Origin of the sequence: Brevibacterium sanguinis, assembly GCF_003315415.1 — a bacterium.
GTDB classification, from domain to species: Bacteria; Actinomycetota; Actinomycetes; order Actinomycetales; family Brevibacteriaceae; genus Brevibacterium; species Brevibacterium celere_A.
On sequence record NZ_QNSB01000005.1, the window covers coordinates 155,649 to 182,248 of the forward strand.

Genomic DNA, 26,600 nt, shown 5'->3' on the forward strand with positions numbered 1-26,600 from the left:
TCGTGCCCCTCATGCGGCACCAGGACCGAGCCCTGCACTGCAGAACCATGGGGCACGAAGATCGCGTATGCCTACGAGTGCGACGGCTGTGAGAACACCTGGACGGAGGACATGGCGCCATGACCCGACTCAAGCCGTGCATCGTCTGCGGCACGCCCAGCCTCGACACTCGGTGCGACGACCACCAGCTGCCGACGCACTCAGGCACACCCAACGTCGACCATCCCGCATATGCGAACCGCACGAGATGGAAGAACCTCAGTCGACGACTGCGCCGGCAACAGCCCTTCTGCGAACGCTGCGGATCCAGAGACCGGCTCAGCGTCGACCACATCGTCCGCTTCACGGACCGACCCGAATGGGCCTACGAACTGCCCAACCTCCGCGTGCTGTGCAAGCCCTGTAACTCGGAACTCGCCGGAGTCAAGGCGAGTCCCGAAGTCGAAGCAGCTATCGCCGCGAAGATCCGGGGGGATGACCCCCACCTAAGTTACTCCCCGACGCCGCCCGGTAGCCGCAGGGAGCGTTATACACCCCCGCGGGGTATTTTCGGGCAGAAGGGAGACCGACCGTGAAGGCTGGGCCGAAGGCCGCTGTCGATGACTCTCCGCTGCCATTCCGTCCCCGGACGAAGGTCGAATCGGAGCGGTTCGTGAAGTGGACGGAGAAGTTCGTCAAGGTGCCCAAGGGCACCGGGGCGCGGACGAAGCTGAGGCTGCGCCCGTGGCAGGTGGAGATCGCCGCCGACGTCCTCGACTCGGGTGCTCGCACTGTCGGGCTGATGCTGCCCCGCGGCCAAGGCAAGACGACGCTCAACGCCGCGATCGCCCTGTACGCGTTCTTCAACTGGGGCGACGGGGCGAACGTCGTCGTGTTCGCCGTCGACGAGCGGCAGGCGGGTCTGGCGTTCAACGCGGCCCGTCGCATGGTGGAGCTCTCCGACGAACTCTCGGCCCGGTGCCAGGTGTTCAAGGACCGCCTGTACTATCCGGCCACCGACTCGACGTTCCAGGTCATGCCGGCCTCGGCAGCATCGGCAGAGGGGCTCGATTACGTCATGGCGATCGTCGATGAGGCCGGCGTCGTCAACCGTGACTTGTTCGAGGTCGTGCAGTTGGCTCAGGGCAAGCGGGAACGGTCCGTGCTGGTGGCGATCGGGACACCGGGCCCGAATCTTGACGATCAGGTGCTCCTGTCGTTGCGCGAGTACGCCGCCGACCACCCTGAGGACACGACACTGCGGTTCCGGGAGTACTCGGCGGCAGGATTCGAGCACCACCCGGTCGACTGCACTCACTGCTGGGAGCTTGCCAATCCCGCTCTCGACGATTTCCTTCACCGTGACGCTCTCCACGCCCTGATGCCGCCGAAGACGCGCGAGGCGACGTTCCGGCGTGCTCGGCTGTGTCAGCTGGCGTCGGAGACCGAGGGCGGGTTCCTGCCGCCCGGTGTGTGGGACGGCCTGAACACTGGTGAGCTCATCGAGGACGGCGCCGAGGTCGTGATCGCTCTCGACGGCAGCTTCTCCGACGACACCACGGCGCTGCTCATCGGCACCGTGGCGACGGAGCCCCACTTCCACCCCCTTGCCGTGTGGGAGAAGCCTCCCGGTGACGACCATTGGCGGGTGCCGGTCTCGGAGGTCGAGGACACGATCAGGGCGGCGTGCCGGCGATTCGAGGTCGTTGAGATCATTGCCGACCCGTTCCGGTGGACGCGGACACTGCAGGTGCTCGAGGCCGAGGGTCTGCCGGTCGTGGAGTTCCCGCACTCACCGACCCGACTGACTGCGGCGACTGGGGATCTGTACTCAGCCGCCGTCAACGGGAAGCTCTCGCACTCGGGCGACCCGAAGCTCGCCGCCCATGTCGCCGCCGCTGTGGTGACGGAGGGTGACCGCGGGATCAGGCTGGCGAAGGCCTCGAGGTCGCGCCACGCCCGCAAGATCGACCTGGCCGCGTGCCTGGTCATGGCCCACTCACGAGCCACGTGGAGGGCGACGAAGAAACCGAAGAGACGCCGCACGGTGTCATTCAGGAGGTAGAAAGATGCCAACGAAGAACGAGCTCACGGAGATCCTGCAGAAGATCGACGAGCCGGCGGCTGAGTACACTCGGCTGACCCGCTACTACGAAGGCAAGCAGCCGTTGACGTTCCTGTCGCCCGAGGCGCGGGAGAACCTCGGCAACCGCCTGTCGTCGGTCTCGGTCAACGTCCCGCGCCTGGTCGTCGAGACGATCGCGGAGCGTCTGCGCGTCACCGGGTTCACCCGCCCTGACGTGTGGTCGGCGTGGCTGTCCAACGACATGGACACGCTCTCGTCGGTCGTTCACCGTGAAGCCCTGCTGCTCGGCGACTCCTACGTCATCGTCTGGGCTGACACTCAGGGGCGACCGCTGGTGTCCGTGGAATCGGCCACGCAAGTCGCTGTGACCACTGACCCGGCAACTCGGCAGGTCACCTCGGCGGTGAAGCGGTGGTCGACGAAGGACGGCGCCCGAGCCGTCTGGTACGGCCCGGACGAGATCGTGCACTACGTCTCCCGCACGACAGGTGCCACGACGACGGGATTCGAGCCCGTCGAGGCGCTGCCGAACTCGCTTGGCCGGCCCCCGGTCGTCGCGTTCCGCAACGGTGGCCGGCTGCTCACCCGCGGCGTGTCCGAGATGCTCGACGTGCTCGCCCTCACCGATGCCGCGGTGAAGCTGACGACGGACCTGCTCACCGCCTCGGAGTATTCGGCCCGCCCGCGCCGGTGGGCGACCGGCATCGAACTCGACGAAATCGAAGCCGAGGACGGGACCAAGGAGGTCGTCAACCCCTACGGCGAATCCGACCGGATGATGATCTCGGAAGCGGCCGATGCGAAGTTCGGTCAACTGGCCGGCGCCGACCTCATCGGCTACGAGAACGCGATCGGGGTCATCATGCGCGAGATCAGTGCGGTCTCTGGTCTGCCCGATCACATGCTCGGCCTGTCCGGGTCGAACCCGACCAGCGCCGACAGCATCCGCGCATCCGAGGCCACCCTGACAGCGAAGGCCGAGGCGAAGCAGGGCATCTTCGGACGCTCATGGAAGCAGGTCGCTCAGCTCATCACCGCGGTCCAGACCGGTGTCGACCCGGCGACGGTCGAGATCGGGGTGACGTGGGCGGACCCGTCGACCCGCTCAGCCGCGCAGGAGGCCGACGCGGTGACGAAGCTCGTCCAGGCCGGCGTCCTGCCCGCCGCGGTCGCGCTCGAGCGCCTCGGCTACAACGCCGACGAGATCTCCCGCATCGAGGCGGCAAAGGACCGGGAAGCAGCACGCGGCGCGATCGCCGATGTGCAGGCCCGCGCCGACCTCGCCCAGATCCTCGAGAGCCGGGGAATGAACAAGCCCGCAAGTCTGGCGGCGGCGGGGCTGTTCGCCGCTGCCAATGAAACACGACAAGGAGAAGCATCATGACCGACCAGACCGTCACCGAGACCGAGGACGTCGAGGTCACCGCCACCGGGCAGGAGCCGGCAACCGAGGCGCCCAACGAGGATGGGGTAGACCAGACACACCCCACCGACGAGACGCCCGAGGACCAGGAGCAGGGCGAGGACGACACCTTCCCGCGTGAGTACGTCGAGAAGCTGCGGGATGAGAACGCCCGCTACCGCCAGCGGGCCCAGCGTGCCGACGACCTGGCGCACAAGCTCCACAGCGCCTACGTCGCGGCCACAGGGCGACTCATGGACCCCGACGACCTCGAGTTCAACGAGAAGCACCTCGAGGACGCCGAGGCACTGACGGCGGCGATCGACGAGCTGCTGGCCCGCAAGCCGTACCTGGCCAAGCGCACCCCGACCGGCAATGTCGGCCAGGGCGTGTCAGAGGACAGTGCTACGGTCGATCTCGCAGCGATACTGCGGTCGCGAACGTGAAGGAGAAGCCATGGAACCATTGAACCCCTACCGCCTTGAGCAAGTAACGGTTGACCGAGACCAATCCGACGTTGACTGGTACTCAGTTCACAACACGGCCTATGTGACCGTGCGGATGGACCGGGAGCTCACGGAGATCGAGAAGCAGAAGATCGCCCGTGCTTTCGATGGATACGCCGGGAAGAACCACACAATGGCCGACCTCAAGTTCGGGCCAATCGAAGTGAAGTTTAGGACCACGAACGGATCCGACGCTTCGATGTTCGTCGGCTATATGGCCAGTCACGCCGAAGAGCTGGCGCAAGAAGCGACCGTTGAGCTCAACCGCGCGAGCAATTTCTTGAAGTCGCTTGAAGACGACCTGCGGAAGTTTGAAGCGCCGACAGAATAGTTGGAACACCCCGCGGGGGTATACTGGTGGGGAGTCGTCCTGGTGGCGGCTCCCCATCGTCGGTCTGGCACCGAGGGAAACGATCACTCATTTCTCTGAAAGGTGCCAATCATGGTTGAAACCACCGCTGCGAATCCCGAACTGCTCAAAGAGCAGGTGTCCGCCCTGCTCATCCAGCCACTTGAGGCGCAGTCGATCTTCCTGTCTTCGGGCGTGCGGATCTTCGACACCGCCGAGCCGCTGCGCATCCCGAAGCTCGTCTCGTCCTCGAGCCCCGCATGGGTCGGTGAGGGTGAGCTCATCCCCGAGCACGACGTCAACTTCGACGAGGTGACGCTGATGCCGCGGGACCGGAAGTCGATCAAGACGCTCATCCGCTTCACGAACGAACTGCTGCGCCAGTCCACTGTCGGCCTCGACGCGGTGCTCAAGGAGCGCCTCGTCTCCGACGTGTCCCGCAAGCTCGACACCGCGTTCCTCGTTGGTGACGGGACCAACGGATCCGTGACCGGCATCGTCAACCAGGCTGGCGCTCAGCAGGCCGTTCTCGACACCACCAACCCGGACAGCCTGCTCGACGCCCTTGCCATGGCCTCGGCTGCGGAGGTGACCCCGACCCGGTGGTTCATCAGCGGGACGGACTTCTTCGCGCTGCGCAAGCTCAAGGATGCGGACGGTAAGTACCTGATCGTCTCCGACCTCACTGCCGGCGCGTCGTACACCCTGTTCGGCATCCCGGTGACCGTCACGAACAAGCTGCCGACCGGCAAGGCGGTCCTGGCGAACATGGCCGAGGTCGCCGTCGCCCGCGACACCAACCCGACCGTGAAGCTGCTCGATCAGCGCTACGCCGAGTTCGACGAGCAGGCGATCCGGGTCACTGCACGGTTCGACCTCGGGCTGCTCCACCCCGAGGGCGTCATCGTCCTCACGGATGCGCCCTGATCATGGCTGACTGGCAGTCGAAGCCGACCGGGGCCGAGATCGCCACGCTCATGAACCGCGCCGACGACGCCGAGGCGGTCACCCTCGCCTCGGCGTACGTCGACGTGATCTGGGAAATGGCGAAGGAGTACACCCGCGGGGAAGGCTTCTCGATCGACGGTCTGCAGGCCAAGCCGTCTGTCGTCTCCGCGGTCAAGCTCGCCGTCATCCGGGTCGCGGCGAACCCGACGCAGGTGAAGCGGTTCCAGGTGGGCGAGTACTCGGAGACGCCGACCGTGTTCGAGGGCTTCACGCTCGCAGAGCTGGCGGTGCTCAACGCCTACCGGAAACGGGCACTGTGATGATCGGGATTCACTACACTCAGACGATCCAGCTGGTCATTGCGACGCTGGTCGACGTGCGCGGCGTCCCCACTCCGGACTGGAACAACCCGACCCTGATCCCGGTCAAGTCTCACGTCTACTACGAATCGACTGGCCTTGACGATCAGGGCACCAGTCCTGGCCTGGTCTTCACTCGGCAGCTGACCGCGCTCATGGAGCCGATCGAGTATGACCCGAGGTACACGCGGATTCGGTGGCAGGGATACGACTACACGATCGACGCCCCCGAGGTTCGCTTCCGCTACGGCAAGCCGATCTTCCAGGCCGTCCAGCTCCTGGGAAGGGCCAACTGAGGTAGAATGGGACCACCTCTGAAGAACCACCGACCCCCGGCCAGCCGATTCATTCCGGCCCGCCGGGGGTTCGTGGTTTCCGGGCCCGAATCTCGTGACTCACATTTGACTCACTTTCATCGTAAAACTGGGTGATCTAACGACATGCAAGGGAAGCCAGAACCGCTTGAAACCGGGGTAGTGGGGGAGTGGTCACCCCTCGGCAGAGAATTCGAGTCCCTCTGGGCCCACCATCGAACTCTCACCGCGGAAGCGAAGTCACCCGGGCGTCGCCCTGGACGTCACCCCCGCCGCAGCAGAATCCGGCGTGGATCCTCTCCTCCCGCCGATGGCTTTCGATCCTCGCAGCCTCACCGTGCCTGAGCAGCGGTGGCACGCAGACCGCTCCGGAGTCCGTACCAGCCGAGTCCGGCGAGGAGCGTGACCTGGAGCAGGTAGCTGACGACCGTGACCATGTGCGGCAGCCTCTCGAGCGGGGCGCCGAGGAGCACCACGAGGCTGATGATGCCCACTGCCGCGAACCACCTCGGCGTTGCCCCGGTCCACAGGGCGGTCGCGAACACGAGCAGGACGCCGAGACCGATCGCGGTCGTCGCCCCGAGGATCGCCGGGACCAGCAGAGGCAGCTGCGCGTTGAAGGCGTCGAACAGGGCTCGGGCTTCAACTTCCGGCAGCGCCGAGCTGTCGGCGAAGACGAACGGCAGTACCTCGGCGGTGATGGCCAGGGCGAAGATCATTCCGCCCACCCCTGCGAGGTGGGCGCCGATGAGGTTGACCACGGCGCTTCGGCCCCGACCGAGCAGCACCATGAAGACGGCGGTCACCACCCAGGAGACCGCGTAGCCGGGACCGCCCACATACAGATTCATCGGCCAATAGGCGTCGCCGAGCCGGCGCACGTCGTCGTAGCGGATCTCGCCGTCGAAGACCGGCTCCCACAGCGTGAACACGGTCCGGGCGGCAAGGCTGACCAGCAGCAGGACGAAGAGGACGACGAGCGTCACCCGAGACGGCGCGGATCGACCGAGGGGCGGGTGGGGGAGGGAGACGGGTGATGGGGATGGCACTTCGGCGGTGGTCATGGTTCTCTCCCGGGTCGAGTCGACATCGGTGGCGCGGGCCGCGCTACCTTCGACTCTCCCCGACCGGGCAGGTGGAGGGCATCGGCGATGACGCCGATGCGCCTCGGCGGTTCCACCTATTCCTGGGCCTCGAGCCAGATACGGGCCGCCCTGACCCGTCGGTTCGTCAGGTCGCCGGGGCCGCCGAGGTCGAGTTTCGCGAAGATCGAGCGCAGGTGGGCATCGACGGTGCGGGTGGAGACGACGAGCTGCTGCGCGATCCCGGCGTTGCTCGCGCCTTCGGCGAGGAGGGCGAGCACCTCGTTCTCCCGGGGTGTCAGCCGCTCCAGCCGCGTCGGCACTGCGGCGAGGGGATCGGCGACGGTGAGCAGGGACCGCGCCAGCGCCCCGGTGCCGAACCATGCCCCACCGAGGACCACCACGGTGGCGGCCGCGATGAGCACAGCGGTCGCGGTGGCCCCGAATCCGACGCCGGGTGCGGCCGCCATGGTGCCGAGTCCGATGACGAGGAGAGCCGCGGCGGTCATCCCCGTTCCGCGCACGACGATCAACAGGTGAGAGGGAGCGACGGCACCACGGGAGGCCAGCACCGCGCACGCCGCACTCAAGGCGCCCGAGGCCGCCAACGCCACGAGGAAGGCCACTGAACCGAGCGACGGGTCAACACCGCCAGGACTGCGCGCTGCCGCGAGCAGCAGGCAGAACACGATCGTCAGCGGTGCGGCACTCGTCCCTGCCGCCGCCACGGCGAACCGGGAACGGGCAGCGCCCTCGGATGTCAGGGCCGCCCGCCAGAGGCGGACCGGCAGGAGGAGCAGGGCGAGCCCGCTCAGGAGCGTGACCGCGAGGCCGAGCGGGGCGAGGCGGGTGTGCCAGGATTCCGGTGCGATGGTGGGGACACCGGTGAACGGCGCTGCGGGCACGACGAGCACGAGGTTGGTCACCACGGCCAGGCCCATCGACACGAGCACCACCGCGTGCGGCCAGGATCGGCGCCGTCCGACCTCCCGAATCGCGGCCGAGGCCGTCAGCTGTCCGAAGACCAGCGATGGGATCCACGCAGAGCTCCACACCGCGATGGCGAGCGCCGCGCCCGGGAGGCCGACGGCATGGGATCCGACCGCCCACAGGGCCGTGACCGGATAGATGAGAACGGCGAGGGTCAGCCACCTCGACCAAGTCGCCGCGCGGCGGGCACCGGCCGCGGAGAGCCGGACCCCTGCCGCGGCCGCGACGACGGCGGCACCGACCAGGGCCAGCGCGCCCAGCGGATCCGTCGCGAAGCTCGCGTGTCCGCTCACGCGCAGGGAGACGAGCCCGGCCGCCACCAGCAGGCCGGCAACCGCCACTCCCAGAGGCTCGACCACGTCTCGTCTGCGCACGGCCACGGACATGGACTCATGGTACGTCAGCCCTCACCACCGGTGAGTCCGACCGCCGGAGCCGTTGACAGTGCTCGCATCAGTTCATAGCCTCGTGGAACCGAGACACCCGACCGATGCCGGTGTCCGGACCGCTGCCGAGGAAGCGAGAACCTCCCATGACCAAGCGCATTCTCCACGTCGTCACCAACGTCAGCCACTACGACGACCCTTCTCACCCCACGGGACTGTGGCTCTCCGAACTCGTCCACGCCTGGGAGGTGTTCGACGACCACGGGTTCGCCCAGTCGATCGTCAGCCCGCAGGGCGGGAGATCACCTCTGGAGCCGCGATCACTGAAGTTCCCCACGTACGACAAGGTCGCGAAGGCCTGGCATCACGACGCGGAGCGGATGGCCCTGCTCGACAGCACACTCAGCCCCGACGAGGTCGACTCCACCGAGTACGATGCGATCTACTTCACGGGCGGACACGCGGTGATGTACGACTTCCCGGGCAGCGCAGGCCTGCAGAGGATCACGCGCGAGATCTGGGAGCGCGGCGGCATCGTCTCCGCGGTGTGCCATGGGTACTGCGGTCTGCTGAACACGCGGCTGTCCGACGGCTCGCTCCTCGTCGCCGGCAGGACCGTCACCGGCTTCGCCTGGCAGGAGGAGGTCCTGGCCCGTGTCGACAAGCTCGTCCCCTATAACGCCGAGGAGGAGATGAAGAAGCGCGGCGCCCACTACATGAAGGCGAAGCTGCCGTTCGTCTCGTTCGCGATCACCGACCGCCGGCTCGTCACCGGTCAGAACCCGAGCTCGGCCGCGGAGACCGCGCAGAAGGTCGCGGCCCTGCTGTAGCGGGCCTCGGGCGAGCACCGGATACGAAGAAGGTCGCGGCTCTCCAGGCGGAGAGCCGCGACATCAGCGTGCGATGCGCTCACCGGACCGGCGTCGGTGGTTCGTCTCCCCTCAGGACGGCGAGCGCGTTGTCGGCGGCGAGCGTCGCCATCGCCGTGCGGGTCTCGATCGTCGCCGACCCCAGATGGGGCACCAGGGCGACGTTCTCGAGGTCGAGGAGGTCGGGGTGGACCTGGGGCTCGTTCTCGAACACGTCGAGACCGGCACCGGCGATCGTGCCATCGCGCAGGGCGACGGCCAGGGCCGCCTCGTCGACGATCGGACCGCGTGCGGTGTTGATGAGGTATGCCGAGTCCTTCATCGCCGCGAGCTGCTCGGCGCCGATGAGATGGCGGGTCGCAGGACCGTAGGGGCAGTGCACCGAGACGACGTCGGAGACGGCGAGCAGCTCGTCGAGATCGACCCGGCGGGCACCGAGCTCCGCCGCGGTGGACGGATCGATCTCGCTGCGCGACTGGTAGACGACCTCCATGCCGAAGGCCTTCGCCCGCCGCGCGGTCGCCTGCCCGATCCCGCCCATGCCGATGATGCCCAGCGTCTTGCCCTGCAGACCGGAGCCGAGCAGGAAGAACATGCCCCACTTCCACGCCTGACCGGAGCGGATGAGCCGCTCACCCTCGCCGAGGCGGCGGGTGGACATGAGGATGAGCCCGAACGCGATGTCGGCGGTCGCCTCGGTGAGCACGCCGGGGGTGTTCGTCGCGACGACGTCGCGCTCGGTGCATGCGGGCACATCGATGTTGTCGTAGCCGACCGCGACGTTGGCGACGACCTTGAGCTGGGGTCCTGCGGCGTCGAGGAGTTCGGGGTCGATCCTCTCCGTGAGCAGGCTGACGATCGCATCGGCTCCGGAGACGCGGCTGAGCAGCTCGTCGCGGCCGATCGAATCCGCCTCGGTCCACGCATCGACCTCGTGCTCGGCGCGCAGCTTCTCGAGCGCGGCGTCGGGGATGCGCCCCGTGACGACGACGCGGCTCATGCCTCGACCCATTCGCGCAGGCGGCCGAGGCCCTCACGGATGTCGTCGGTGTCGATGCCGGAGTAGGCCAGGCGGATGTACTGCCGGTCCTCACCGGGCTGGCGCCGGCCGAAGTGCTCGCGGGTGCAGAAGGACACCCCGGTCTCGTACAGGGCCGCCGAGGCGAAGTCGCCGACCTCGGCGAAGCCCTTGCGCTCCATCGCCTCGGTGACATCGGGGAACAGGTAGAACGTCGACTGCGGGACCGCGATGTTCATCCCCGGGATCGAGTTGAGGACCTCGCATGCGGCGTCCCGACGATCCCGGAGGACGTCGAGCATCTGCGCCACCGGCTCCTGGGTGCCGCGCAGCGCCTCGACGCCCGCCCACTGCACATAGTGGGTCGTGCACGACTCGTCGTTCGTGTTCAGGGTGCTGAGCACCTCGGCGATCTCCGTGGGGGCGACCGCACAGCCGAGCCGGGATCCGGTCATCGCGAACTTCTTGCTGAACGTGTAGAGGATGACGGTGCGCTCGGCCATGCCCGGCAGCGAGGCGATCGAACTCGACACGCCCTCGTAGCGGGTCTCGAAGTAGGCCTCGTCGGAGAGCACCCAGAGGTCGTGCTCCTCGGCGATGCGGGCGATCGCTTCGCGCTCGGCGTCCGTCGACTCCGCGGAGATCGGATTCTGCAGGTCGTTGTAGATGATCGCCGCGGTGTTCTCGGTGATGGCGTCGCGCACCTGGTCGAGGTCGATGGCGAAGCCGGAGTCGGTGGGCAGGTACCGGTAGGGCACGGCGGTTCCGCCGAGGTACTCGATCTGCGATTCGTAGATCGGGAATCCGGGGTTGGGGTAGAGGACCTCCTGGCCGGGGTTCATGACCGCCTGGAGGAACTTGGTGATGACGGGCTTGCCGCCGGTCATGACGACGACGTTGCCCGGGTCGAGCTCCATCCCGCGGCGGGATCCGATGTCCTCGGCGAGGGCCTCGCGCAGCTGCGGGATCCCCGGGCCGGGGCAGTAGCCGGTGTAGCCGTCGGCGATCGCCTTGTTCATCGCCTCGACGATGTTCGGGGCGGTGGGGATGTTGATGTCGCCGAGGTGGAAGGGGTAGACCCGGTTCCCCTTCGCCTTCCAGGCGGCGGCTGCCTGGGCGACGCTGAAGGCGGTTTCGGTGCCCAGTCGGTCGAGCCGTTGCGCGAGTTGCTGCATGTTGATCCACTCCTCGTCGAGTTCTGTTGGTGCCGTGCAGTGCAGAGTCTAGTACACAGTTGATATATCAGGCTACCCTTTCGATCCGTCGATCCTCATCCGGAGCGTCGCCTCAGAACTCCAGTGAGGCCTCGTCGCTGACCGAGAGTGACAGGACGGCTGTCTCGATGAGGTCGTGCCCTTCGAGCTCCTGCTCGATCCGGCGCATCTGCCGGGCGACCTCCTCCTCGCGGTCGTCGCCGTCGAGGTCCACCTCGGCGACGAGGAACAGTCGCCCGGGCCCGATGTACTCGAGGTGGAGGTAGGTCACCCGGTTGATGTCCGGATGCTCCTGGAGCGCCCGACCGACCCGGCTGCGGATCGCCGGGGTCGAGCTGGCCCCGACGAGGAAGTGACGGTTGCGGTCGATGAGGATGAGAGCGACGACGCCCAGCAGCACCCCGACGACGATCGATCCGACGGCGTCCCAGACGGCTTTGCCCGTGATCTCGTGGAGCCGGATTCCTGCGGCGGCGACGACGATCCCGGCCAGCGCCGCCGCATCCTCGGCGACCACCGCTCGCAGTGTCGTGTCCGAGGTGCCAAGCACCAGGCGGAGCACGGAGGTATCCGCTTTGCGGGCATTCCTGCGCGCCTGCACCACGGCCTGGGTGAATGATGCGCCCTCGAGCAGGAACGCGACGCCGAGGGTGATGTAGGCGAGATTCGTCGATTCGACGGGAGCGGGTTCGGCCAGCTCATGGATGCCGTGGGTGACCGAGAAGACCGCCCCGGCGGTGAAGATCCCGACGGCGGCGAACAGGGACCACACGTATGCTTCGCGGCCGTAGCCGAGGGGATGACGTGCGTCCTTCGCCCGAGCCGAACGCCGGTCGGCGATGAGCAGGAAGATCTCGTTTCCCGCGTCGGCCCAGGAGTGGGCGGCCTCGGCCATCATCGACGCCGAACCGGTGACAAGCGCGACCACGGTTTTCGCGATGGCCACGAGCAGATTCGCACAGAAGGCGATGATGACTGTCATTCGGCACGACCTCCTCGGTGCCAGTGTATGGCCGGCACCGACTGCGTGACAGGTCCATGCGCGACACTGAAGTGCTCAGACGGTCGAAACTGCTGATTCACCACAGCTTCTGTCGTGCGCCGCGACCATTCGTTAGAGTCGTCGGCACATCGCGTTCGGCACAGAACCGGACCATCGCAGGAATGGAGGAGGACAATGGCTCGCGACGACTCCAACTCGGCCGAGGCCGAGGATCCGCTCGAGGAGGTCCCCAAGGAAGGACTGCGCAAAGTCCGGCGCTGGTGCGTCATCATCGCCGTCGGCGGCTTCCTCTTCGGGTTCGACACCGGTGTCATCTCCGGTGCTCTGCTGTTCATCAAGACCGATTTCGACCTCACTCCCTTCGAACAGGGGTCGGTCGTCAGCGTCCTGCTGCTCGGCGCACTGATCGGGGCGCTGGGGATCAGCCGGCTCTCCGACCGCCTCGGACGGCGCAAGGCCCTGGGACTGCAGGGCGTGATCTTCCTCATCGGCACGGCCATCGCCGTGTTCGCCGTGGGCTACTGGACGCTGCTCATCGCGCGGTTCGTCCTCGGACTCGCAGTGGGCGCCGCCTCGGCGACGGTCCCGATCTATCTCTCCGAGGTCGCACCGACGGCGATTCGCGGGCGCATGCTCACCCTCAATCAGCTCCTCATCACCGTCGGCATCCTCGTCGCGTACTTCGTCAACCTGGCGTTCTCCCCGATCGAGGGCTGGCGGGAGATGATCGGCGTCGGCGCCGTTCCCGCTCTGATCATCGTCGCCGGTGCCCTGTGGTTCCTCCCCGAGTCCCCGCAGTGGCAGTTGGCCAACGGCCGCGAGGACGAGGCGCGGAAGTTCTTCGTGACGATCACCGACGAGGAGACCGCCGACAGGGTCATCGAACAGCGCCGGCAGGGCGATGAGGAGAAGACGAATTCGTCCGCCGGTCAGGACCCGGCGAACGACTCCGAGAAGACCAGCTGGCGCGTGCTGCTGACCGAGCGGGTCCGACCGGCGCTCATCGTCGGCCTGACCCTCGGCGCGATCCAGCAGTTCGGCGGCATCAACACGATCATCTACTACGCGCCGTCGATCATGCAGTCGACCGGGCTGACCGCGTCGAACTCGATCTTCTACTCCATCGCGATCGGCGTCATCAACCTCGCGATGACGATCGTCGCGGTGCGGCTCATCGACCGCACCGGGCGGAGGAAGCTGCTCCTCGTCTCCCTGTCGGGGATGACGGTGACCCTGGCACTGCTCGGACTCTCCTTCGTCGCCGGCTGGAGCCCGATCGTGTCCCTGGTGTTCATGGTCCTCTACATCGCCGTCTACGCGGTGGGACTCGGACCGATCTTCTGGACGCTCGTCGGGGAGATCTTCCCCGCCGAGGCCAGGGCCAACGGGTCGAGCGCCTCGACCGGCGTCAACTGGGCGTCGAACTTCCTCGTCAGCCTCGTCTTCCTCAGCGTGGTCCACGCCATCGGCCAGGGCCAGACCTTCTGGATCTTCGCGATCATCTGCGCCCTGGGACTGTGGTTCATCGGCCGCTACGTGCCGGAGACCAAGGACCGCGAGTTCGAGGAGATCGACGCGGCTCTGCTCAAGCGCTTCCACCGCGATCCGGACACCGGGGAGAAGGTGAAGTCAGGGAAATGATCGGACAGCGGCATGTCACGCCTGAGCGCTGACATCTCGTCCCGGGCTCGGCGCGCTCAGCACCGTGTCACGGCGATGAGCGGCCGAGCCCTGACCCGCGTCGGCGAGAGCTTCTGGCCCATGGTCCAGGGGGCACTCGCCGCGGCCATCGCCTGGTGGATCGCGCTGCGCCTCGCCGGTCATCCGCAGCCGTTCTTCGCCCCGATCGCCGCGGTCATCGCGCTCAACGCGAATCCGGGGAGACGGGGGACCAACGCGATCCACCTGCTCTTCGGAGTGCTGCTGGGCATCATCGTGGGAGAGGTGGCGCTCTCCTTCTTCGGCACCGGATTCGCGGTCATGGGCATCGCCACCCTGGTGGGGATGGCGGCGGCGACGGCGTTCGACGGCAGCCGCCTCGTCATCGCCCAGGGAGCCGTCGGCGCCATCCTCACCGTCGCCGGCGGTCAACCCGAGTTCGGTCCCGAGCGGATCATTGACGCCCTCATCGGGGCCGGGGTCGCCCTCGTCTTCAGCCAGATACTCTTCCCGGCCCGTCCCATCGCGCTCCTCCGCCGCGCCGAGGCGGATGTGCTCGGGGGGATGGCGACCTCGCTCGAACTCACCGCCGAATCCCTCAGGCACGAGGTCGACGACCGTGCCGAGCAGGCGATCGGGGGCCTGCGGTCCCTGCGCGACAAGCTCACCGAACTCGCCGACACCCGGGAGAACAGCAGCCGCACGGTCCGTCATGCCCCCGTGTGGTGGTGGCGGTCCGCCCCGATCGTCAGGGAGAGTGAGAACGCCGGGCAGCTGGACCTGCTCAACAACAGTCTGCTCATGCTCATCCGGTCGGTCTTCGCCCTGCCCGAGGAGGACAGGGACGACTTCGCACCGGTGACCGGCAGGATCGCCGAGGTGCTCCGCGCCCTGGCCGTCGACCCCGGCGACCAGGGGGCTCGGCAGAAGGCGGCCGAAGGCGCACTCGAGTCCTATCGGATGCTCGAAGCGGATGAGTCCGATCCCCAGAAGTCCGCGCAGGCGCGTGCGGTGGTCCGGACGACCGCGATCGACATCATGGTCTTCGCCGGTGTCGAACCCGACCAGGCTCGGGGGCTCATCGAGAAGCACGATGCCGAGGTGGACGTCCCCGACCCGCCCCGCTTGTCCCTGCTGCCGGCCCGGCTCAAGCGCCTCTGGCGCCGGCGGCGGAAGTGACCGGCGGCCGCGCTCAGCCGCGCAGTCGTCGTTTGAGGATCTTGCCCGCCGAGTTCTTCGGCAGGGCCGCGACGAACTCGACGCGCTTGGGCACCTTGAACGCGGCCAACCGGGCGCGGACATGGGCGATGACGTCGGCCTCGGTGAGCCCACCAGATGTCTCCGCGGCCGCCGGCCTGAGGACGACGAAGGCAGTGATCGCCTCGATCCACTTCTCGTCGGCCACCCCGACGACGGCCACCTCGGCGACCTCATCGAGCTCGAAGATCGCATCCTCGACCTGCCGGCTCGCCACGAGCACACCGCCGGTGTTGATGACGTCCTTGACCCGGTCGACGACCTCGACGTAACCCTGCTCGTCCATCCGCACCAGGTCGCCGGAATGGAACCACCCTGCGTCGAATGCCTCGGCGGTCGCCTCCGGCCGGTGCCAATAGCCCGAGCACAGCTGGGGCGAGCGGTAGAGGATCTCCCCGAGCTCGCCGGGGGCGACGTCGGCACCGGAGTCGTCGACGACGCGGGTCTCGACGAAGAGGACGGGACGGCCGGCCGATCCAGGATGGTCGTCGTGCTCCTCCGGGCGCAATACGGTGCACAGCGGCCCCATCTCCGATTGGCCGAAGCAGTTGTAGAAACCGAGGTCAGGCAGCCGCTCCCGCAGCTTCGCCAGCACCGGCCCGGGCATGATCGAGGCCCCGTAGTAGGCCTTGCGGAGGCTCTCGAGATCCCGGGTCGCGAGGTCGGGACTGTTCGCCAGCGCCACCCAGACGGTGGGTGCGGCGAAGAACGAGTTGATCCGCCGCTCCTCGATGAGCTCGAGCAGCTGGTCGGGAACGGGTGCCGGGACGATGATGTTGTGCGCGCCCACCGCGAGCAGGGGGAGCATGAACACATGCATCTGCGCCGAATGGTAGAGGGGCAGCGCATGGACGGCACGGTCGGAGGCCGCGAAGTCGAGCGCGTGCAGGCACGAGAGGTACTCGTGGACGAGCGCGCGGTGGGTCATCACCGCGCCCTTCGGCGCCGAGGTGGTGCCCGAGGTGTAGAGGAGCTGGGCGACGTCCGCGTCGGCCACGGTGAACTCGCCGTCGGCGACCGGGGCGATCGCTGCCGCCGAGGCGGGGGCCAGGAGGGTGGTGAAGTCGTGGACCTCGGCCGCGGCTCCGGCCGCCGTCCGACCGACGGCCGCGATGAGCTCGGAGTCGGCGAAGACGATGCGCGCTCCCGAATCGGTGAGGATGTGGTCGAGCTCGTCGTTCGTCAGTTGGAAGTTCACCGGGACGTGGATGAGGCCCGCCCGGGCGCAGGCGAGGTAGAGGAGGACGTAGAGATCCGAGTTCCTGCCATAGGCGGCGATCCGCTCACCCCTCTGTGCGCCGAGGCGGACGAGTTCCCTGGCCACGGCGGTGACTGCGGCGTCGAGCGCGGTGTACGTCCAGGTGCGGTCGCCGAACTCGATCGCCACCGACTCCCGGTGGCGACCCGCGCTGCGGCGGACGATGTCGGCGACGGTCGACGGAGTGGCCGGGGGAGCATCGGAGGGGATCGGGGGTGGGGGAGAAGTCGTCATCGACTCGGCTGTGGTCATGGCCCCAATCTAGTTCGCGACCGGCCAGATGTGAACAGAGTCCCGGCCGCGGGCGGCGGTGATGGGCGCTCACCGGTGTAATAGTGTGGAGGCCATGACGTATCCGTTGGTCAGCGATTGTGTGGACGTGTTCGAGACGCTGTGGCCGCCGGCTCTGGCGGAGGGCTGGGACTCGGTGGGTCTGGCCGTCGGGGATCCCGGTGCCGAGGTCCGGTCGATCCTGCTGGCCCTCGACCCGATGGACTCCGTCATCGCCGAGGCGATGCTCCTCGACGTCGACCTCGTCTTCACGCATCATCCGCTCCTGCTCAGGCCGGTCTCGACGGTGAGCGCGGCGACGCTCAAGGGCGGGGCGATCCACACCCTCATCAGCAACGGCGTCGCGACGTACAACGCGCACACGAATGCGGATTCCGCCCGCGGGGGAGTCTCCGACGCGCTCATCTCCTTGCTGGGCATCGAGGACGCCGAGCCCCTCGTGCCCCATGCCGAGGGCGCCCCCGCAAACGGTTCGTCCGGCGAACTCGGCACCGGCATCGGCCGGGTCGGCGACCTCGAGACGCCGACACCCGTGCGCGAGATCGCCCGGACGCTGTCCGCGCGGCTGCCGCGCACGACGACGGGCGTGAGGATCGCCGGTGATCCGGCCGCCGAAGTCAGCAGGGTCGCCGTCTGCGGAGGGGCGGGAGACTCCCTCTTCGACGCCGTGCGCGCCAGCGGCGCGGAGGTCTACATCACGGCCGACCTCAGGCACCACCCGGCCACCGAGGCCAGGGACACGGCCAATCGCCGCGGCGGCCATCCCCATCTCATCGACGTCTCTCACTGGGCCTCGGAATCCGTGTGGCTCGACGCCGCCGCCGCGGCGCTGGACGCCGAGTTCTCCGCTCGAGGCTTCACCGTCGGGCTGCAGCGCTCGGCGGTGAACACCGACCCGTGGGTCGAACGCTACTGACCACCCACCCGACGACGACAAGGACCAGCCCATGCTGATCACCGCCGATCAACGTGAGAGCCTCGAGGCGCTCATCGACCTCTCCGCCCGCCGCCGCGGACTCCGGCACGAGCACGACAACCCCAAGGACGGTCCGGCCCTGGCCGAGCTGGTCGCGAAGCACAAGGCCGTCACCGCGGAGAGGACTGCGGCCGCCGAGACGGTGGAGAGGCTGCGGACCGACATCGCCGAGCTGAGCGCCGCGATCGACAAGCAGACCGGTCTGAGCGGGAAGAAGACCGCCGAGCTCAACGCCGGCACGGGTCTGACGAGCCGGGATCTCGTCACCCTCCAGCACGAGATCGCCGGCCACGGGGACAGGGTCGCCGAGCTCGAGGAGGCCGAGCTCGGGCTCATGGAGGAGCTCGAGACCGCGGAGTCCGAACTCTTGGAGATCGAGACCCGGCTCGCCGAGGTGACCGCCGCTGGACGCACGACCCAGGCCTCGATCAAGGAGCGCACTGCCGCGATCGCCGCCGAGCTCACCGAGGTCGAGGAGGAGGAGCGTCGGCTCAAGTCACAGCTGCCCGGCGATCTCGTCCGTCGGTTCGAGCACAACGTCGCCCAGGGAGGACCGGGCGCGGCGATCCTCGGGGGACCGCACTGTCAGGCCTGCGGTCAGGAGATCAGCGGCATGATCTGGACGACGATGCTCGGCGGAGACGTCAACGAGACCTATGAGTGCGAGGAGTGCGAGGCGGTCCTGCTGCGTCGCGGCTGAGGTGCGGCCGCCGAGGCGGTGCCGGACCGGCGCCGACCGTCGTCGCGGTCGTGCTCAGTCGCGCAGGACGATCGTCAGTGCCGCCGGCCTGCTGCCCGCGGCCGCCGTGTACTCGACCTCGTAGTGCTCGGCGGCGCGGCCGAGCAGCTCGTCGTGGGACTGCGGGAGACGCCGCTCGTCGGCGAGGAGACGACCGACGAACTCGCCCCGGTAGTACTTCGCCCAGTGTGAGACGACGCTGCGCTTGGTGCCGGAGTCCTTGACCGCCCCGAGGGTGATGACCTGGTCCTTGGGACCCGGCCACGCCGCCCGGTAGTCGCTCGAGCGGCAGTCGAGGATCACCTCGGCGGGATCGACTCGGAACGTCTGGGCCAGGGTCGGCTTCCACCACGACGTCAGCTTCCCGAGGGCGCCGAGTTCGGTCTTCATCGCCAGCCGGTAGGCCGGGATCGGGTCGAGTCCGTGGACGTGGCCGAAGAGGGCGGAGAACACGTGGACGTCGCGCAGCTTCGCCGCGAGGGTGTCGTCCGCCTCGGCAGCGGTGACGAGATCCGGTGCGCCCATCGCCTCGTAGAGCACGCCCGAGTAGGTGAGCAGGGCGGGAGCGCAGGGGAGCGAGTCGATCTCGACGTTGCGGGCGACGTCGCCGGCCAAGGTCGCTCCGACGCCGAGCACCTCGAGCGCGTCGTCGCGTTCGGATACCTGCTTGAGCTGGGCGAGGACCGTGTGCCGGTGCGGGTTGAGGTCGGGGGCCGAGAGGGCCGCGAAGTCGAGCGGATCACCCGAACTCGCGGGCGTCTTGCCCTCGGAGGGCGGCAGCAGGATCTTCACCCCACCATCGTAGGTGGGGCCGGGACGGTGACGTCGGGCGGTCTCTCGTGAGTTTGCTCACCTCGGCGCCACCGGTCGCGTGCGCAAAAGCACGAAGAGTGCGGACATGGGGCCTCGGGCGCCGTGCGCCCGGGTCGGTGGTCAGGGCGGACGCGGGTAGGATGGTGAGCTTGAGGACAGGTCACCAGACGGCCGCGGTCCTGTGCCGCTCTAGGGCAGGGCTGAGGAACGTCCGGACTCCGCAGAGCAGGATGGTGGGTAACGCCCACCCGGGGCAACCCGCGGGCAAGTGCAACAGAAAGCAGACCGCCTGCCGCCTCCGATCCTCGGATCGGGGCGGTCGGTAAGGGTGAAACGGTGGTGTAAGAGACCACCAGAGTGCCGGGTGACCGGTGCTGCTGGGTAAACCCCATCCGGAGCAAGATCAGACAGACGACGTTCGAGGCTGCTCGCCGAGTCGTCGGGTGGATCGCTCGAGGCCGGTGGCGACATCGGTCCCAGATAGATGGCCGTCAGTCGAGGAGGGTGACCGACTCGACCACAGAATCCGGCGTATCGGTGGCCTGTCCTCTTCTCACCCGAGGCTCGCGATCCTCTGAGCCCGTGAGGCCCTGCGCGTGCGCTCGAGGATGACGACACCGAGGACAGCCACCCAGACCGTGAGTGTGTCGAACGACAGGCGCTCGGCACCGCCGAATCCCACCAGCGGAATATCGAGGCCGTCCACTGCCAGGATGAAGCCCACGAAGCCGAGCAGCGACAGTCCGAGCGCGGCGATCGTCAGCCACCGGAGTGCACAGCGGCCGGCCACGACAGCGACGCAGATCATGGCCACCCATTGAGCGGCGGCCTGGACGAGCGCGGCGAGGTCGTGCACGTCAGGAGAGACATCCCAGGGTGCGAGGCCCGCGCCGACGACCCCGAGACCGCTGAGTCCGAGGAATGCCATGCCGACTCCGCCCAACCGCGACCGCCAGTGATCGACCGTCAGCAGGGCGCCGGCGAGGATGAGCGCACCGCTGAGCACCATCCCGGCGTTGAACAGGGGGTGCAGCGGCGAGCAGACGGTGCGGAGCCGGTGTCCCTGTTCGGAGAACTCTCCACAGGTGGTCACACCCAGGTCGCTGATCGCATGGTCGGTGAGCGAGTACCCGCTGGGCCATGCGGCTGCCACGACGATCTGCACGGGAATGAGAATCGCGCTCAGGACAAGCAGAGTCGCGCCGATTCGCTCCCGAGAAGAGCTCGGTCGTCCTGTCTCCACTGGGGGCCTTCTCCGTTCGATCCTCGTGTGAGTACGCCTTCACTGTAGTGGACGACCCGTCACCGGTTCACCCATCCACGCGAGGGTCCCTCATTCCGAGAAGGACGAGGAACGCGAGCGCCGGCAATCCGATGAGCGGCAGCAGCGCGGACTCCAGGCCGATCCTGTCCGCGAGCGCCCCGATGAGCGGGGAGGCGAGACCCCCGACCGAGACGGCCAGTCCGAGCGTGACGCCGCTCGCGGTGCCCATGTGCCGCGGCAGGAGATCCTGGCCGAGGGTGACGTGCAGGGAGAACGGCACGTAGAGCGTGATCGACGCCAGACCGATGCACACCCAGGCGAGCGGACCGGGGATGAGGAGCATGCCGGCGACGACCGGAACCCCGGCCAGGTAGGACCACCTCAGGATCACGGTCCGGGACCAGCGGCGGGCGAGGTGACCGCCGATCGCCGTGCCGAAGGCTCCGCCGAGGTAGAAGACGAACAGCGATGCCGCCGCCAGCCCCTCCGGGACGTCGCGATACTGGTGCATGAAGAGCACGATGAACGAACCGATGCCGACGAACACGATGGACCGGCACACGATCGCCAGCGACAGCCGGGTGAAGCCGCGCCGATCATCAACTCCCTCCGCCTGCCCGCGCCCCGGCCCGGCCGAACTCCCGGCCGGATGGACTCGCGCGATGAGGCCGACGGCGACGACGCCGGTCAGCGCCGGGATCATGAGCAGCGGGCTCGCGCGCAGACCGAGGACGCCGACGGTCACCGCGACGAACAGCGGAGCGATCGCGAAGCCGATGTTCCCGCCCAGGGAGAACCACGACATGAGCACATGGTCGTTGCCGCTGATCTCCCGCGCCCGCCCGGCGCCGGCGGGATGGAAGGCCGCGACCCCCATCCCCGACACCGAGGCGAGGAGCGCGGTGGCCCAGAACGATTCCGTGAGTGCGATGGCCGCGATGCCCGCTCCCGCGACGACGATGCTCACGGGGATCAGCCATCGCATCCGCCAGCGGTCCCCGAGGGCGCCGAACAGCGGCTGGACGACCGACGACGACAGTGCCGAGGCGAGGACGATCCCGGCGGCGGCCGCATACGTGTACCCGCGCTCGAGGACGAGGAACGGCACGAGTGCCGCGATCGCGCCCTGATGGAAGTCGACGGTGAGATGCGAGTAGGCGAGCAGGCGGGCTCCGTGACGGGCCGAGGGCGAGGCGCTCGTCACGGACGCGATCACGGCGTCAGACCGCCTCGGCGGGGGCCTTCTGCCGTTTCCGGACCTTCGCCTTGCCCCCGTTGGAGGCGAGCACCGCGGCTCCGATCGTGCCCGCGTCGTTGCGGAACTTCGCCGGCTCCATCCGCGCCCTGGTCGTGATCAGCGGCAGGAAGTACTGATGGGACTTCGAGACGCCGCCGCCGACGATGATGAGATCCGGGCAGACGAGGAGCTCCATCATCGAGTAGTACTGCTGCAGGCGCTGGGCCCACTCGGGGTAGTCGAGTCCTTCGCGCACCTTGACCGACTCCGCCGCCTGCGTCTCCGCGTCGCGACCGTTCATCTCGATGTGCCCGAACTCCGTGTAGGGCACCAACCGCCCCTGGGTGAAGAGCGCGGTGCCGATCCCGGTGCCCAGGGTCGTCATCAGCACCGTCTTCTTCCGGTGCCTGCGCCCGGCGCCGAAGCTCATCTCGGCCAGACCGGCGGCGTCGGCGTCATTCATCACGTACACGGTCTTGCCGGTCTGCTCCCGCAGATAGTCCTCGATGGGCCAGTGGCGCCAGCGCTGGTCGAGGTTGGCGATGAACTCGACCCGACCGTCGCAGACGACTCCGGGGAACCCGCAGCCGAGCGGAAGCGCGTCGAGCGCACTGCGGTCCGAGACGCACTCGGACTCGAGCGCCCGTGCGACGAGGAGTTCGTACACCTCGCCGATCGCCTGGGCGACCGCCTCGGGCGTGCTCGGCTTCGGGGTGTAGATGCGCACTCTCTTGAACAGGAGCTTCCCGGTCTCGATGTCGACGAGCGCCGCTTTGATCCCGGTGCCGCCGATGTCGATGCCGATGGCCAGCCGTGACTGTGGTCCGTGTGTCATCTGGAGTCCTCGAGGGTCGTGGGGCCCTGCGCGATCGCGGTGTCCTGATCGGGCAGGGTGAGGATGTCGGCACCGGTCTCGGTGACGACGAGGGTGTGTTCGAACTGCGCTGATCGTTTCCGATCCTTCGTCACCACGGTCCAGGAGTCGTCCCAGACGTCCCAGGCCTCGGTGCCCAGGTTGAGCATGGGCTCGATGGTGAAGATCATTCCCGGCTCCATCACCTCGGCGTGGGCGGGGGCGGCGTCGTAGTGGGGGATGATGAGACCGGAGTGGAACTCGCGTCCGACGCCGTGGCCGCTGTAGTCGCGGACGACGCCGTAGCCGAAGCGCTTGGCGTACTTCTCGATGACGCGTCCGACGACGTTGAGCTGCCGGCCGGGCCGCACCGCCTTGATCCCGCGCATCATCGCCTCCCAGGTCCGCTCGATGAGCAGCCGGGACTCCTCGTCGACCTCGCCGACGCAGAACGTGTAGTTCGTGTCTCCGTGCATCCCGCCGATGTAGGCGGTGATGTCGACGTTGACGATGTCACCGTCGGCGAGCACGGTCGAGTCGGGGATCCCATGGCAGATGACCTCGTTGATCGAGGTGCACACGGATTTGGGGAACCCGCGGTAGCCCAGGGTCGACGGGTAGGCGCCGTGATCGCACATGTACTCGTGGGCGAGCGCGTCGATCTCGTCGGTGGTGACCCCGGGCGCGATGATCTCGCCGACGGCGGCCAGGGCGTTGGCGGCGATCGAGCCCGCCCGGCGCACCTTCTCGACCTCGTCGGGGGTGTAGAAGTTGCTGTCGCGGCCCTCGTCGGCATCGGCGCGTCCGACGTACTCGGGCCGGACGATGTGCGGGGGCACCGGGCGCTCGGGGGAGACCGTGCCGGGTGTGAGCAGGCGTGGAGCTGGGTTCATGATGAGTCGATTCTAGGGTGGAATCGCGCGGTTGTCCCACACCTGCCCTGCCTGTCGTCGCGTCGCCGGTCGGCCATGCGGTCTAGACTCGGTCGTGCCGCCGAACGCGTGCGGCACGACCGCCGAGGGCGGAGCGAGCTGCCGTGGGCGGCTGGATCGCCGAGTGCGAACGGATGCGCCGGGGACGGCGGCCGGATCGCCGGGCGCGGCGGCAGGAGAACCGGGAGGTGCGATGAACGATCCGAATGATCCAGGTGCGCAGGAGTTCGCCGGGCTCGGCGACGTCGTCAGCCTCACGAGCGCCCCGCAGCAGATCGCCGACCACATCCTCTCGGGCATCGCAGTCGGCGCACTTCCCGTGGGCACGATGCTGCCCGGAGAGCGGGCGCTGGCGGCCGCTCTGCAGGTGTCGCGATCGAGCGTGCGCGCCGCGCTGCTGCGGCTCGAGCGCCTCGGCGTCGTCGAGCGCCGCCGCGGACGCGGGGGAGGGACGTTCGTCAAGAGCGCGGAGCCCGCGACTCTCGCGCCGATGGCCGAGCGGATCGAGGAGTTCCACGCCGAGCGGAAGAACCTCCTCGACGCCCGTGCCGTCGTCCACAACACCCTGGCCGCGGTCGCCGCTCTGCGGCGCACGGATGAGGAGCTGCACCGGCTCCGCAGACTGGCGGAGAAGTACTCCGAACTCGCCGAGGCGGCCGCCGCCCGCACCGCCGACGCGCAGTTCCACTTCGCGATCGCCCAGGCCTGCCACAATCCCGAGCTCTCCCGGATCGCGATCGACATCGACACGAAGATCAACGCGGGATTCCGCCACGACCCGTTCTCCGCCGAGCTGTTCGAGCGGGCCGTCCACGACCATGCCGCGATCGTCGAGGCGATCGCGGCTGGGGACTCGCTGGAGTCCGGACGACTGTGCGAGGAGCATTTCCGCTCGACGACGACCCCGCCTCCCGCCTGAGACCATCACCCCGGCGAGACAGCACACCGCACCGTCGGCCGCACTCCACCCCTGTGGAACAGGATGTCGTACAGCTGACGGTGCGGTGTGTGATCTGCCGCCCGGCGAACAGCGCGGCCGTCGAGCCACGTCCGGCGGGGCACGCCACCCGGCGGGACATCCCGCCGGGCGCCGGATCAGTTGGCCAGGGCGTGCTGGACCGAGACCGCCTCGAGGCCGAAGGCTTCGGCGACGTTGTCGTTGGTCACGTGGCCGTTGTGGGTGTTGAGGCCGCGCGCCAGAGCCGAATCGTTCGACAGGGCCTGGTGCCACCCCTGATTGGCCAGCTTCACCGCGAAGGGCAGGGTCGCGTTGGTCAGCGCCTTGGTCGCCGTGTTCGGCACCGCGCCGGGCATGTTCGCCACGCAGTAGTAGACCGAGTTGTGAACCGTGAAGGTCGGGTCGTCGTGGGTGGTCGGACGCGAGTTCTCGAAGCAGCCGCCCTGGTCGATGGCGATGTCGACGAGGACCGAGCCCGGCTTCATGCCGGCGACCATCTCGTCGGTGACGAGCTTGGGGGCCTTCTTGCCGGGGATGAGGACGGAGCCGATGACGAGGTCGGCGGTGGCCAGGGACTTCGTGATCTCGTACTTGTTCGACACCTTGGTGGCGATGGCACCGGCGAACGTCTCATCGATCTGGCGCAGGCGCGGGATGTTGATGTCGATGACCTCGACGGTGGCGCCCAGGCCCAGCGCCATGCGTGCGGCATTGGTGCCGGCGACGCCGGCGCCGATGACGACGACGTTCGCGCGGTCGACCCCGGGCACGCCGGAGAGGAGGATGCCGCGTCCGCCCTCGGCTTTGAGGAGGCTGTGGGCGCCGACCTGGGTCGAGAGGCGACCGGCGATCTCGCTCATCGGGGCCAGGAGGGGCAGTCCGCCGCTGTCCGGCTGCACCGTCTCATAGGCGATCGCCGTGGTGCCTGCCTTCATGAGCGCCTGGGTCAGCGCCTCATCGGCGGCGAGGTGGAGGTAGGTGAACAGGACGAGGTCCTTGCGCAGGAAGCCGTACTCCTGGGCGACGGGCTCCTTGACCTTGAGGACCAGGTCACCGGCCTCCCACGTCGAGGCTGCGTCGGGAGCGATCGTGGCACCGGCCTCGGTGTACTCCTCGTCGCTGATGAACGAACCTTCACCGGCCCCGGCCTGGACCGTGACCTCGTGTCCCTGGGACACGAGCTCGTGGACGCCAGCTGCCGTGATGGCGACCCGGAACTCGTTGTTCTTGACCTCGGTGGGCACAGAAATGCGCATTGCTTTCCTCTCTCATTTCGCCCCGTTCCAACGTGGGCAGATCCAGCCGCGTGATGACCCGGCTGAGGGTACATCTCACTGTATTCCGCTTAAGGTCTGAGGGGCAAACCTTTTTGGCTCGATTCGGTCGAAATCTTGCGGAATCAGTGGACATGCAGGGAACCGATGCACTGAAAGCATGGTCAATGCCACTGATAACGCAGGTTTTCCGGAACGGTTCCAGTCTCGACGCCTCCGCGTCCGCCCCGGCAGGCTCCGCCTCCGCAGGTTGCCCCGCAGGTTCCGCAGCTGTCGCCGCGGGTTCCGCAACTGCTCCGGCAGGTTCGGTCCTCGGCGGGAGGGGGTGAGCCGGTAAGCTGAAGCGGCAAGGACTGCACGCCGCGAGGGAAGGGTCGACATGGGACTGTTCAGAGATGTCGAGGATGCCAATTCGAAGTACTACTTCAACGTGGAGACCAACGCCGTCGAGAAGGGCCTGGTCAGCGACTGGAATCACCGGATGGGCCCCTATGACACCGAAGCCGAGGCCCGTGCGGCCCTCGAGAAGGCCAAGGCCCGCAACGAGGCGTGGGATGACGACGACGCGGAATGGAACGGCTGAA

Annotated in this window: 27 protein-coding genes and 1 other RNA gene; 16 read left to right on the forward strand and 12 right to left on the reverse strand. The window is 68.0% G+C overall.

Annotation, left to right across the window (positions count from 1 at the left end; genetic code table 11):
• Positions 1-119 precede the first annotated feature (119 nt).
• The 8 genes from DFO65_RS17455 (at position 120) to DFO65_RS08925 (ending at position 5,925) form a co-directional block, all read left to right on the forward strand.
• Positions 120-575 carry an HNH endonuclease gene (locus DFO65_RS17455; protein ID WP_113904065.1) on the forward strand — a complete coding sequence of 152 codons (456 nt, stop codon included), beginning with the start codon at positions 120-122 and terminating at the stop codon, positions 573-575.
• Positions 572-2,044 carry a terminase large subunit domain-containing protein gene (locus DFO65_RS08895; RefSeq protein ID WP_113904066.1) on the forward strand — a complete coding sequence of 491 codons (1,473 nt, stop codon included), beginning with the start codon at positions 572-574 and terminating at the stop codon, positions 2,042-2,044. Before DFO65_RS17455 ends, DFO65_RS08895 begins: the two co-directional genes overlap by 4 nt.
• A 4-nt stretch (positions 2,045-2,048) precedes the next feature.
• The gene (locus DFO65_RS08900; protein WP_113904067.1) at positions 2,049-3,449 is read left to right on the forward strand and encodes a phage portal protein; all 1,401 of its coding nucleotides are present in this window, start codon (positions 2,049-2,051) and stop codon (positions 3,447-3,449) included.
• On the forward strand, positions 3,446-3,913 hold the full coding sequence (locus tag DFO65_RS08905) for a hypothetical protein (RefSeq protein ID WP_113904068.1): 468 nt from the start codon (positions 3,446-3,448) through the stop codon (positions 3,911-3,913). Before DFO65_RS08900 ends, DFO65_RS08905 begins: the two co-directional genes overlap by 4 nt.
• 10 nt (positions 3,914-3,923) lie before the next feature.
• Positions 3,924-4,304, forward strand: coding sequence for a hypothetical protein (locus tag DFO65_RS08910; protein ID WP_113904069.1), 381 nt, complete (start codon positions 3,924-3,926; stop codon positions 4,302-4,304).
• A 111-nt stretch (positions 4,305-4,415) separates the two neighbouring features.
• A complete protein-coding gene (locus DFO65_RS08915; RefSeq protein WP_181778678.1) occupies positions 4,416-5,249 on the forward strand; it encodes a phage major capsid protein in 834 nt (277 codons plus the stop codon).
• Positions 5,250-5,251: 2 nt separating this feature from the next.
• On the forward strand, positions 5,252-5,590 hold the full coding sequence (locus DFO65_RS08920) for a hypothetical protein (RefSeq protein WP_113904070.1): 339 nt from the start codon (positions 5,252-5,254) through the stop codon (positions 5,588-5,590).
• The gene (locus DFO65_RS08925; RefSeq protein WP_113904071.1) at positions 5,590-5,925 is read left to right on the forward strand and encodes a hypothetical protein; all 336 of its coding nucleotides are present in this window, start codon (positions 5,590-5,592) and stop codon (positions 5,923-5,925) included. The genes DFO65_RS08920 and DFO65_RS08925 overlap by 1 nt, the downstream gene beginning before the upstream one ends.
• Positions 5,926-6,275: 350 nt before the next feature.
• Here the strand turns inward: DFO65_RS08925 and DFO65_RS08930 are convergent, their stop codons facing one another.
• Together DFO65_RS08930 and DFO65_RS17285 are read right to left on the reverse strand one after the other, a co-directional pair.
• Positions 6,276-7,007 (reverse strand): hypothetical protein, encoded by a 732-nt coding sequence (locus DFO65_RS08930; protein ID WP_147233317.1) that lies wholly within the window; start codon positions 7,005-7,007, stop codon positions 6,276-6,278.
• A 116-nt stretch (positions 7,008-7,123) separates the two neighbouring features.
• Complete coding sequence (locus DFO65_RS17285) at positions 7,124-8,401, reverse strand: helix-turn-helix transcriptional regulator (protein ID WP_245940569.1); 1,278 nt, start codon at positions 8,399-8,401, stop codon at positions 7,124-7,126.
• A 146-nt stretch (positions 8,402-8,547) separates the two neighbouring features.
• Here DFO65_RS17285 and DFO65_RS08940 point away from each other — a divergent pair, with 146 nt between their 5' ends.
• The gene (locus tag DFO65_RS08940) at positions 8,548-9,231 is read left to right on the forward strand and encodes a type 1 glutamine amidotransferase domain-containing protein (protein WP_113904073.1); all 684 of its coding nucleotides are present in this window, start codon (positions 8,548-8,550) and stop codon (positions 9,229-9,231) included.
• 79 nt (positions 9,232-9,310) lie between these two features.
• Here DFO65_RS08940 and DFO65_RS08945 read toward each other — a convergent pair whose 3' ends face one another.
• The 3 genes from DFO65_RS08945 to DFO65_RS08955 all read right to left on the reverse strand — a co-directional run bounded on the left by DFO65_RS08945 (position 9,311) and on the right by DFO65_RS08955 (position 12,484).
• Entirely contained in the window at positions 9,311-10,270 is a 960-nt protein-coding gene (locus tag DFO65_RS08945) for a 2-hydroxyacid dehydrogenase (RefSeq protein WP_113904074.1), read from the reverse strand.
• Positions 10,267-11,463, reverse strand: coding sequence for a pyridoxal phosphate-dependent aminotransferase (locus tag DFO65_RS08950; protein WP_113904075.1), 1,197 nt, complete (start codon positions 11,461-11,463; stop codon positions 10,267-10,269). Before DFO65_RS08950 ends, DFO65_RS08945 begins: the two co-directional genes overlap by 4 nt.
• A 112-nt stretch (positions 11,464-11,575) precedes the next feature.
• Positions 11,576-12,484 (reverse strand): cation diffusion facilitator family transporter, encoded by a 909-nt coding sequence (locus tag DFO65_RS08955; RefSeq protein ID WP_113904076.1) that lies wholly within the window; start codon positions 12,482-12,484, stop codon positions 11,576-11,578.
• A gap of 195 nt (positions 12,485-12,679) precedes the next feature.
• On the opposite strand from DFO65_RS08955, the gene DFO65_RS08960 reads away from it, so the two are divergent.
• Both DFO65_RS08960 and DFO65_RS08965 read left to right on the forward strand, forming a co-directional pair.
• Positions 12,680-14,146 carry a sugar porter family MFS transporter gene (locus tag DFO65_RS08960; protein ID WP_113904077.1) on the forward strand — a complete coding sequence of 489 codons (1,467 nt, stop codon included), beginning with the start codon at positions 12,680-12,682 and terminating at the stop codon, positions 14,144-14,146.
• 75 nt (positions 14,147-14,221) lie between these two features.
• Positions 14,222-15,343 carry an FUSC family protein gene (locus DFO65_RS08965; protein ID WP_181778679.1) on the forward strand — a complete coding sequence of 374 codons (1,122 nt, stop codon included), beginning with the start codon at positions 14,222-14,224 and terminating at the stop codon, positions 15,341-15,343.
• A gap of 13 nt (positions 15,344-15,356) precedes the next feature.
• On the opposite strand, the gene DFO65_RS08970 is transcribed toward DFO65_RS08965, so the two are convergent.
• A complete protein-coding gene (locus DFO65_RS08970; protein WP_113904079.1) occupies positions 15,357-16,931 on the reverse strand; it encodes a fatty acyl-CoA synthetase in 1,575 nt (524 codons plus the stop codon).
• Between the two features lie 94 nt (positions 16,932-17,025).
• Here DFO65_RS08970 and DFO65_RS08975 point away from each other — a divergent pair, with 94 nt between their 5' ends.
• On the forward strand, positions 17,026-17,886 hold the full coding sequence (locus DFO65_RS08975) for a Nif3-like dinuclear metal center hexameric protein (RefSeq protein WP_113904080.1): 861 nt from the start codon (positions 17,026-17,028) through the stop codon (positions 17,884-17,886).
• A 31-nt stretch (positions 17,887-17,917) separates the two neighbouring features.
• The gene (locus tag DFO65_RS08980) at positions 17,918-18,646 is read left to right on the forward strand and encodes a zinc ribbon domain-containing protein (RefSeq protein ID WP_113904081.1); all 729 of its coding nucleotides are present in this window, start codon (positions 17,918-17,920) and stop codon (positions 18,644-18,646) included.
• A gap of 54 nt (positions 18,647-18,700) precedes the next feature.
• Here DFO65_RS08980 and DFO65_RS08985 read toward each other — a convergent pair whose 3' ends face one another.
• Positions 18,701-19,477 carry a YaaA family protein gene (locus DFO65_RS08985; protein ID WP_113904082.1) on the reverse strand — a complete coding sequence of 259 codons (777 nt, stop codon included), beginning with the start codon at positions 19,475-19,477 and terminating at the stop codon, positions 18,701-18,703.
• Positions 19,478-19,653: 176 nt separating this feature from the next.
• On the opposite strand from DFO65_RS08985, the gene rnpB reads away from it, so the two are divergent.
• Positions 19,654-20,048: RNase P RNA component class A (rnpB, locus tag DFO65_RS08990), an RNA gene on the forward strand.
• Between the two features lie 3 nt (positions 20,049-20,051).
• Here the strand turns inward: rnpB and DFO65_RS08995 are convergent.
• The 4 genes from DFO65_RS08995 to map all read right to left on the reverse strand — a co-directional run bounded on the left by DFO65_RS08995 (position 20,052) and on the right by map (position 23,745).
• On the reverse strand, positions 20,052-20,741 hold the full coding sequence (locus tag DFO65_RS08995) for a DUF998 domain-containing protein (protein ID WP_113904083.1): 690 nt from the start codon (positions 20,739-20,741) through the stop codon (positions 20,052-20,054).
• A gap of 67 nt (positions 20,742-20,808) precedes the next feature.
• A complete protein-coding gene (locus DFO65_RS09000; RefSeq protein ID WP_220151283.1) occupies positions 20,809-21,978 on the reverse strand; it encodes an MFS transporter in 1,170 nt (389 codons plus the stop codon).
• A gap of 4 nt (positions 21,979-21,982) precedes the next feature.
• Positions 21,983-22,834, reverse strand: coding sequence for a polyphosphate--glucose phosphotransferase (ppgK, locus tag DFO65_RS09005; RefSeq protein WP_113904084.1), 852 nt, complete (start codon positions 22,832-22,834; stop codon positions 21,983-21,985).
• The gene (gene map, locus DFO65_RS09010; RefSeq protein ID WP_113904085.1) at positions 22,831-23,745 is read right to left on the reverse strand and encodes a type I methionyl aminopeptidase; all 915 of its coding nucleotides are present in this window, start codon (positions 23,743-23,745) and stop codon (positions 22,831-22,833) included. The genes ppgK and map overlap by 4 nt, the downstream gene beginning before the upstream one ends.
• Positions 23,746-23,977: 232 nt before the next feature.
• Between map and DFO65_RS09015 the strand changes: the two genes are divergently transcribed.
• Positions 23,978-24,703 carry a FadR/GntR family transcriptional regulator gene (locus DFO65_RS09015; protein WP_113904086.1) on the forward strand — a complete coding sequence of 242 codons (726 nt, stop codon included), beginning with the start codon at positions 23,978-23,980 and terminating at the stop codon, positions 24,701-24,703.
• Between the two features lie 176 nt (positions 24,704-24,879).
• On the opposite strand, the gene ald is transcribed toward DFO65_RS09015, so the two are convergent.
• Entirely contained in the window at positions 24,880-25,998 is a 1,119-nt protein-coding gene (gene ald, locus DFO65_RS09020) for an alanine dehydrogenase (RefSeq protein WP_113904087.1), read from the reverse strand.
• Positions 25,999-26,395: 397 nt separating this feature from the next.
• Between ald and DFO65_RS09025 the strand changes: the two genes are divergently transcribed.
• Entirely contained in the window at positions 26,396-26,599 is a 204-nt protein-coding gene (locus tag DFO65_RS09025) for an SPOR domain-containing protein (protein ID WP_113904088.1), read from the forward strand.
• Position 26,600 lies beyond the last annotated feature (1 nt).

What these genes read in the sequence shown, in the direction of transcription:
- DFO65_RS17455 (WP_113904065.1), top strand. Translation starts at nt 120, where the DNA reads ATGACCCGACTCAAGCCGTGCATCGTCTGCGGCACGCCCAGCCTCGAC.
- DFO65_RS08900 (WP_113904067.1), top strand. Translation starts at nt 2,049, where the DNA reads ATGCCAACGAAGAACGAGCTCACGGAGATCCTGCAGAAGATCGACGAG.
- DFO65_RS08905 (WP_113904068.1), top strand. Translation starts at nt 3,446, where the DNA reads ATGACCGACCAGACCGTCACCGAGACCGAGGACGTCGAGGTCACCGCC.
- DFO65_RS08910 (WP_113904069.1), top strand. Translation starts at nt 3,924, where the DNA reads ATGGAACCATTGAACCCCTACCGCCTTGAGCAAGTAACGGTTGACCGA.
- DFO65_RS08915 (WP_181778678.1), top strand. Translation starts at nt 4,416, where the DNA reads ATGGTTGAAACCACCGCTGCGAATCCCGAACTGCTCAAAGAGCAGGTG.
- DFO65_RS08920 (WP_113904070.1), top strand. Translation starts at nt 5,252, where the DNA reads ATGGCTGACTGGCAGTCGAAGCCGACCGGGGCCGAGATCGCCACGCTC.
- DFO65_RS08925 (WP_113904071.1), top strand. Translation starts at nt 5,590, where the DNA reads ATGATCGGGATTCACTACACTCAGACGATCCAGCTGGTCATTGCGACG.
- DFO65_RS08930 (WP_147233317.1), bottom strand. Translation starts at nt 7,007, where the DNA reads ATGACCACCGCCGAAGTGCCATCCCCATCACCCGTCTCCCTCCCCCAC.
- DFO65_RS17285 (WP_245940569.1), bottom strand. Translation starts at nt 8,401, where the DNA reads ATGTCCGTGGCCGTGCGCAGACGAGACGTGGTCGAGCCTCTGGGAGTG.
- DFO65_RS08940 (WP_113904073.1), top strand. Translation starts at nt 8,548, where the DNA reads ATGACCAAGCGCATTCTCCACGTCGTCACCAACGTCAGCCACTACGAC.
- DFO65_RS08945 (WP_113904074.1), bottom strand. Translation starts at nt 10,270, where the DNA reads ATGAGCCGCGTCGTCGTCACGGGGCGCATCCCCGACGCCGCGCTCGAG.
- DFO65_RS08950 (WP_113904075.1), bottom strand. Translation starts at nt 11,463, where the DNA reads ATGCAGCAACTCGCGCAACGGCTCGACCGACTGGGCACCGAAACCGCC.
- DFO65_RS08955 (WP_113904076.1), bottom strand. Translation starts at nt 12,484, where the DNA reads ATGACAGTCATCATCGCCTTCTGTGCGAATCTGCTCGTGGCCATCGCG.
- DFO65_RS08960 (WP_113904077.1), top strand. Translation starts at nt 12,680, where the DNA reads ATGGCTCGCGACGACTCCAACTCGGCCGAGGCCGAGGATCCGCTCGAG.
- DFO65_RS08965 (WP_181778679.1), top strand. Translation starts at nt 14,222, where the DNA reads ATGAGCGGCCGAGCCCTGACCCGCGTCGGCGAGAGCTTCTGGCCCATG.
- DFO65_RS08970 (WP_113904079.1), bottom strand. Translation starts at nt 16,931, where the DNA reads ATGACCACAGCCGAGTCGATGACGACTTCTCCCCCACCCCCGATCCCC.
- DFO65_RS08975 (WP_113904080.1), top strand. Translation starts at nt 17,026, where the DNA reads ATGACGTATCCGTTGGTCAGCGATTGTGTGGACGTGTTCGAGACGCTG.
- DFO65_RS08980 (WP_113904081.1), top strand. Translation starts at nt 17,918, where the DNA reads ATGCTGATCACCGCCGATCAACGTGAGAGCCTCGAGGCGCTCATCGAC.
- ppgK (WP_113904084.1), bottom strand. Translation starts at nt 22,834, where the DNA reads ATGACACACGGACCACAGTCACGGCTGGCCATCGGCATCGACATCGGC.
- map (WP_113904085.1), bottom strand. Translation starts at nt 23,745, where the DNA reads ATGAACCCAGCTCCACGCCTGCTCACACCCGGCACGGTCTCCCCCGAG.
- DFO65_RS09015 (WP_113904086.1), top strand. Translation starts at nt 23,978, where the DNA reads ATGAACGATCCGAATGATCCAGGTGCGCAGGAGTTCGCCGGGCTCGGC.
- ald (WP_113904087.1), bottom strand. Translation starts at nt 25,998, where the DNA reads ATGCGCATTTCTGTGCCCACCGAGGTCAAGAACAACGAGTTCCGGGTC.
- DFO65_RS09025 (WP_113904088.1), top strand. Translation starts at nt 26,396, where the DNA reads ATGGGACTGTTCAGAGATGTCGAGGATGCCAATTCGAAGTACTACTTC.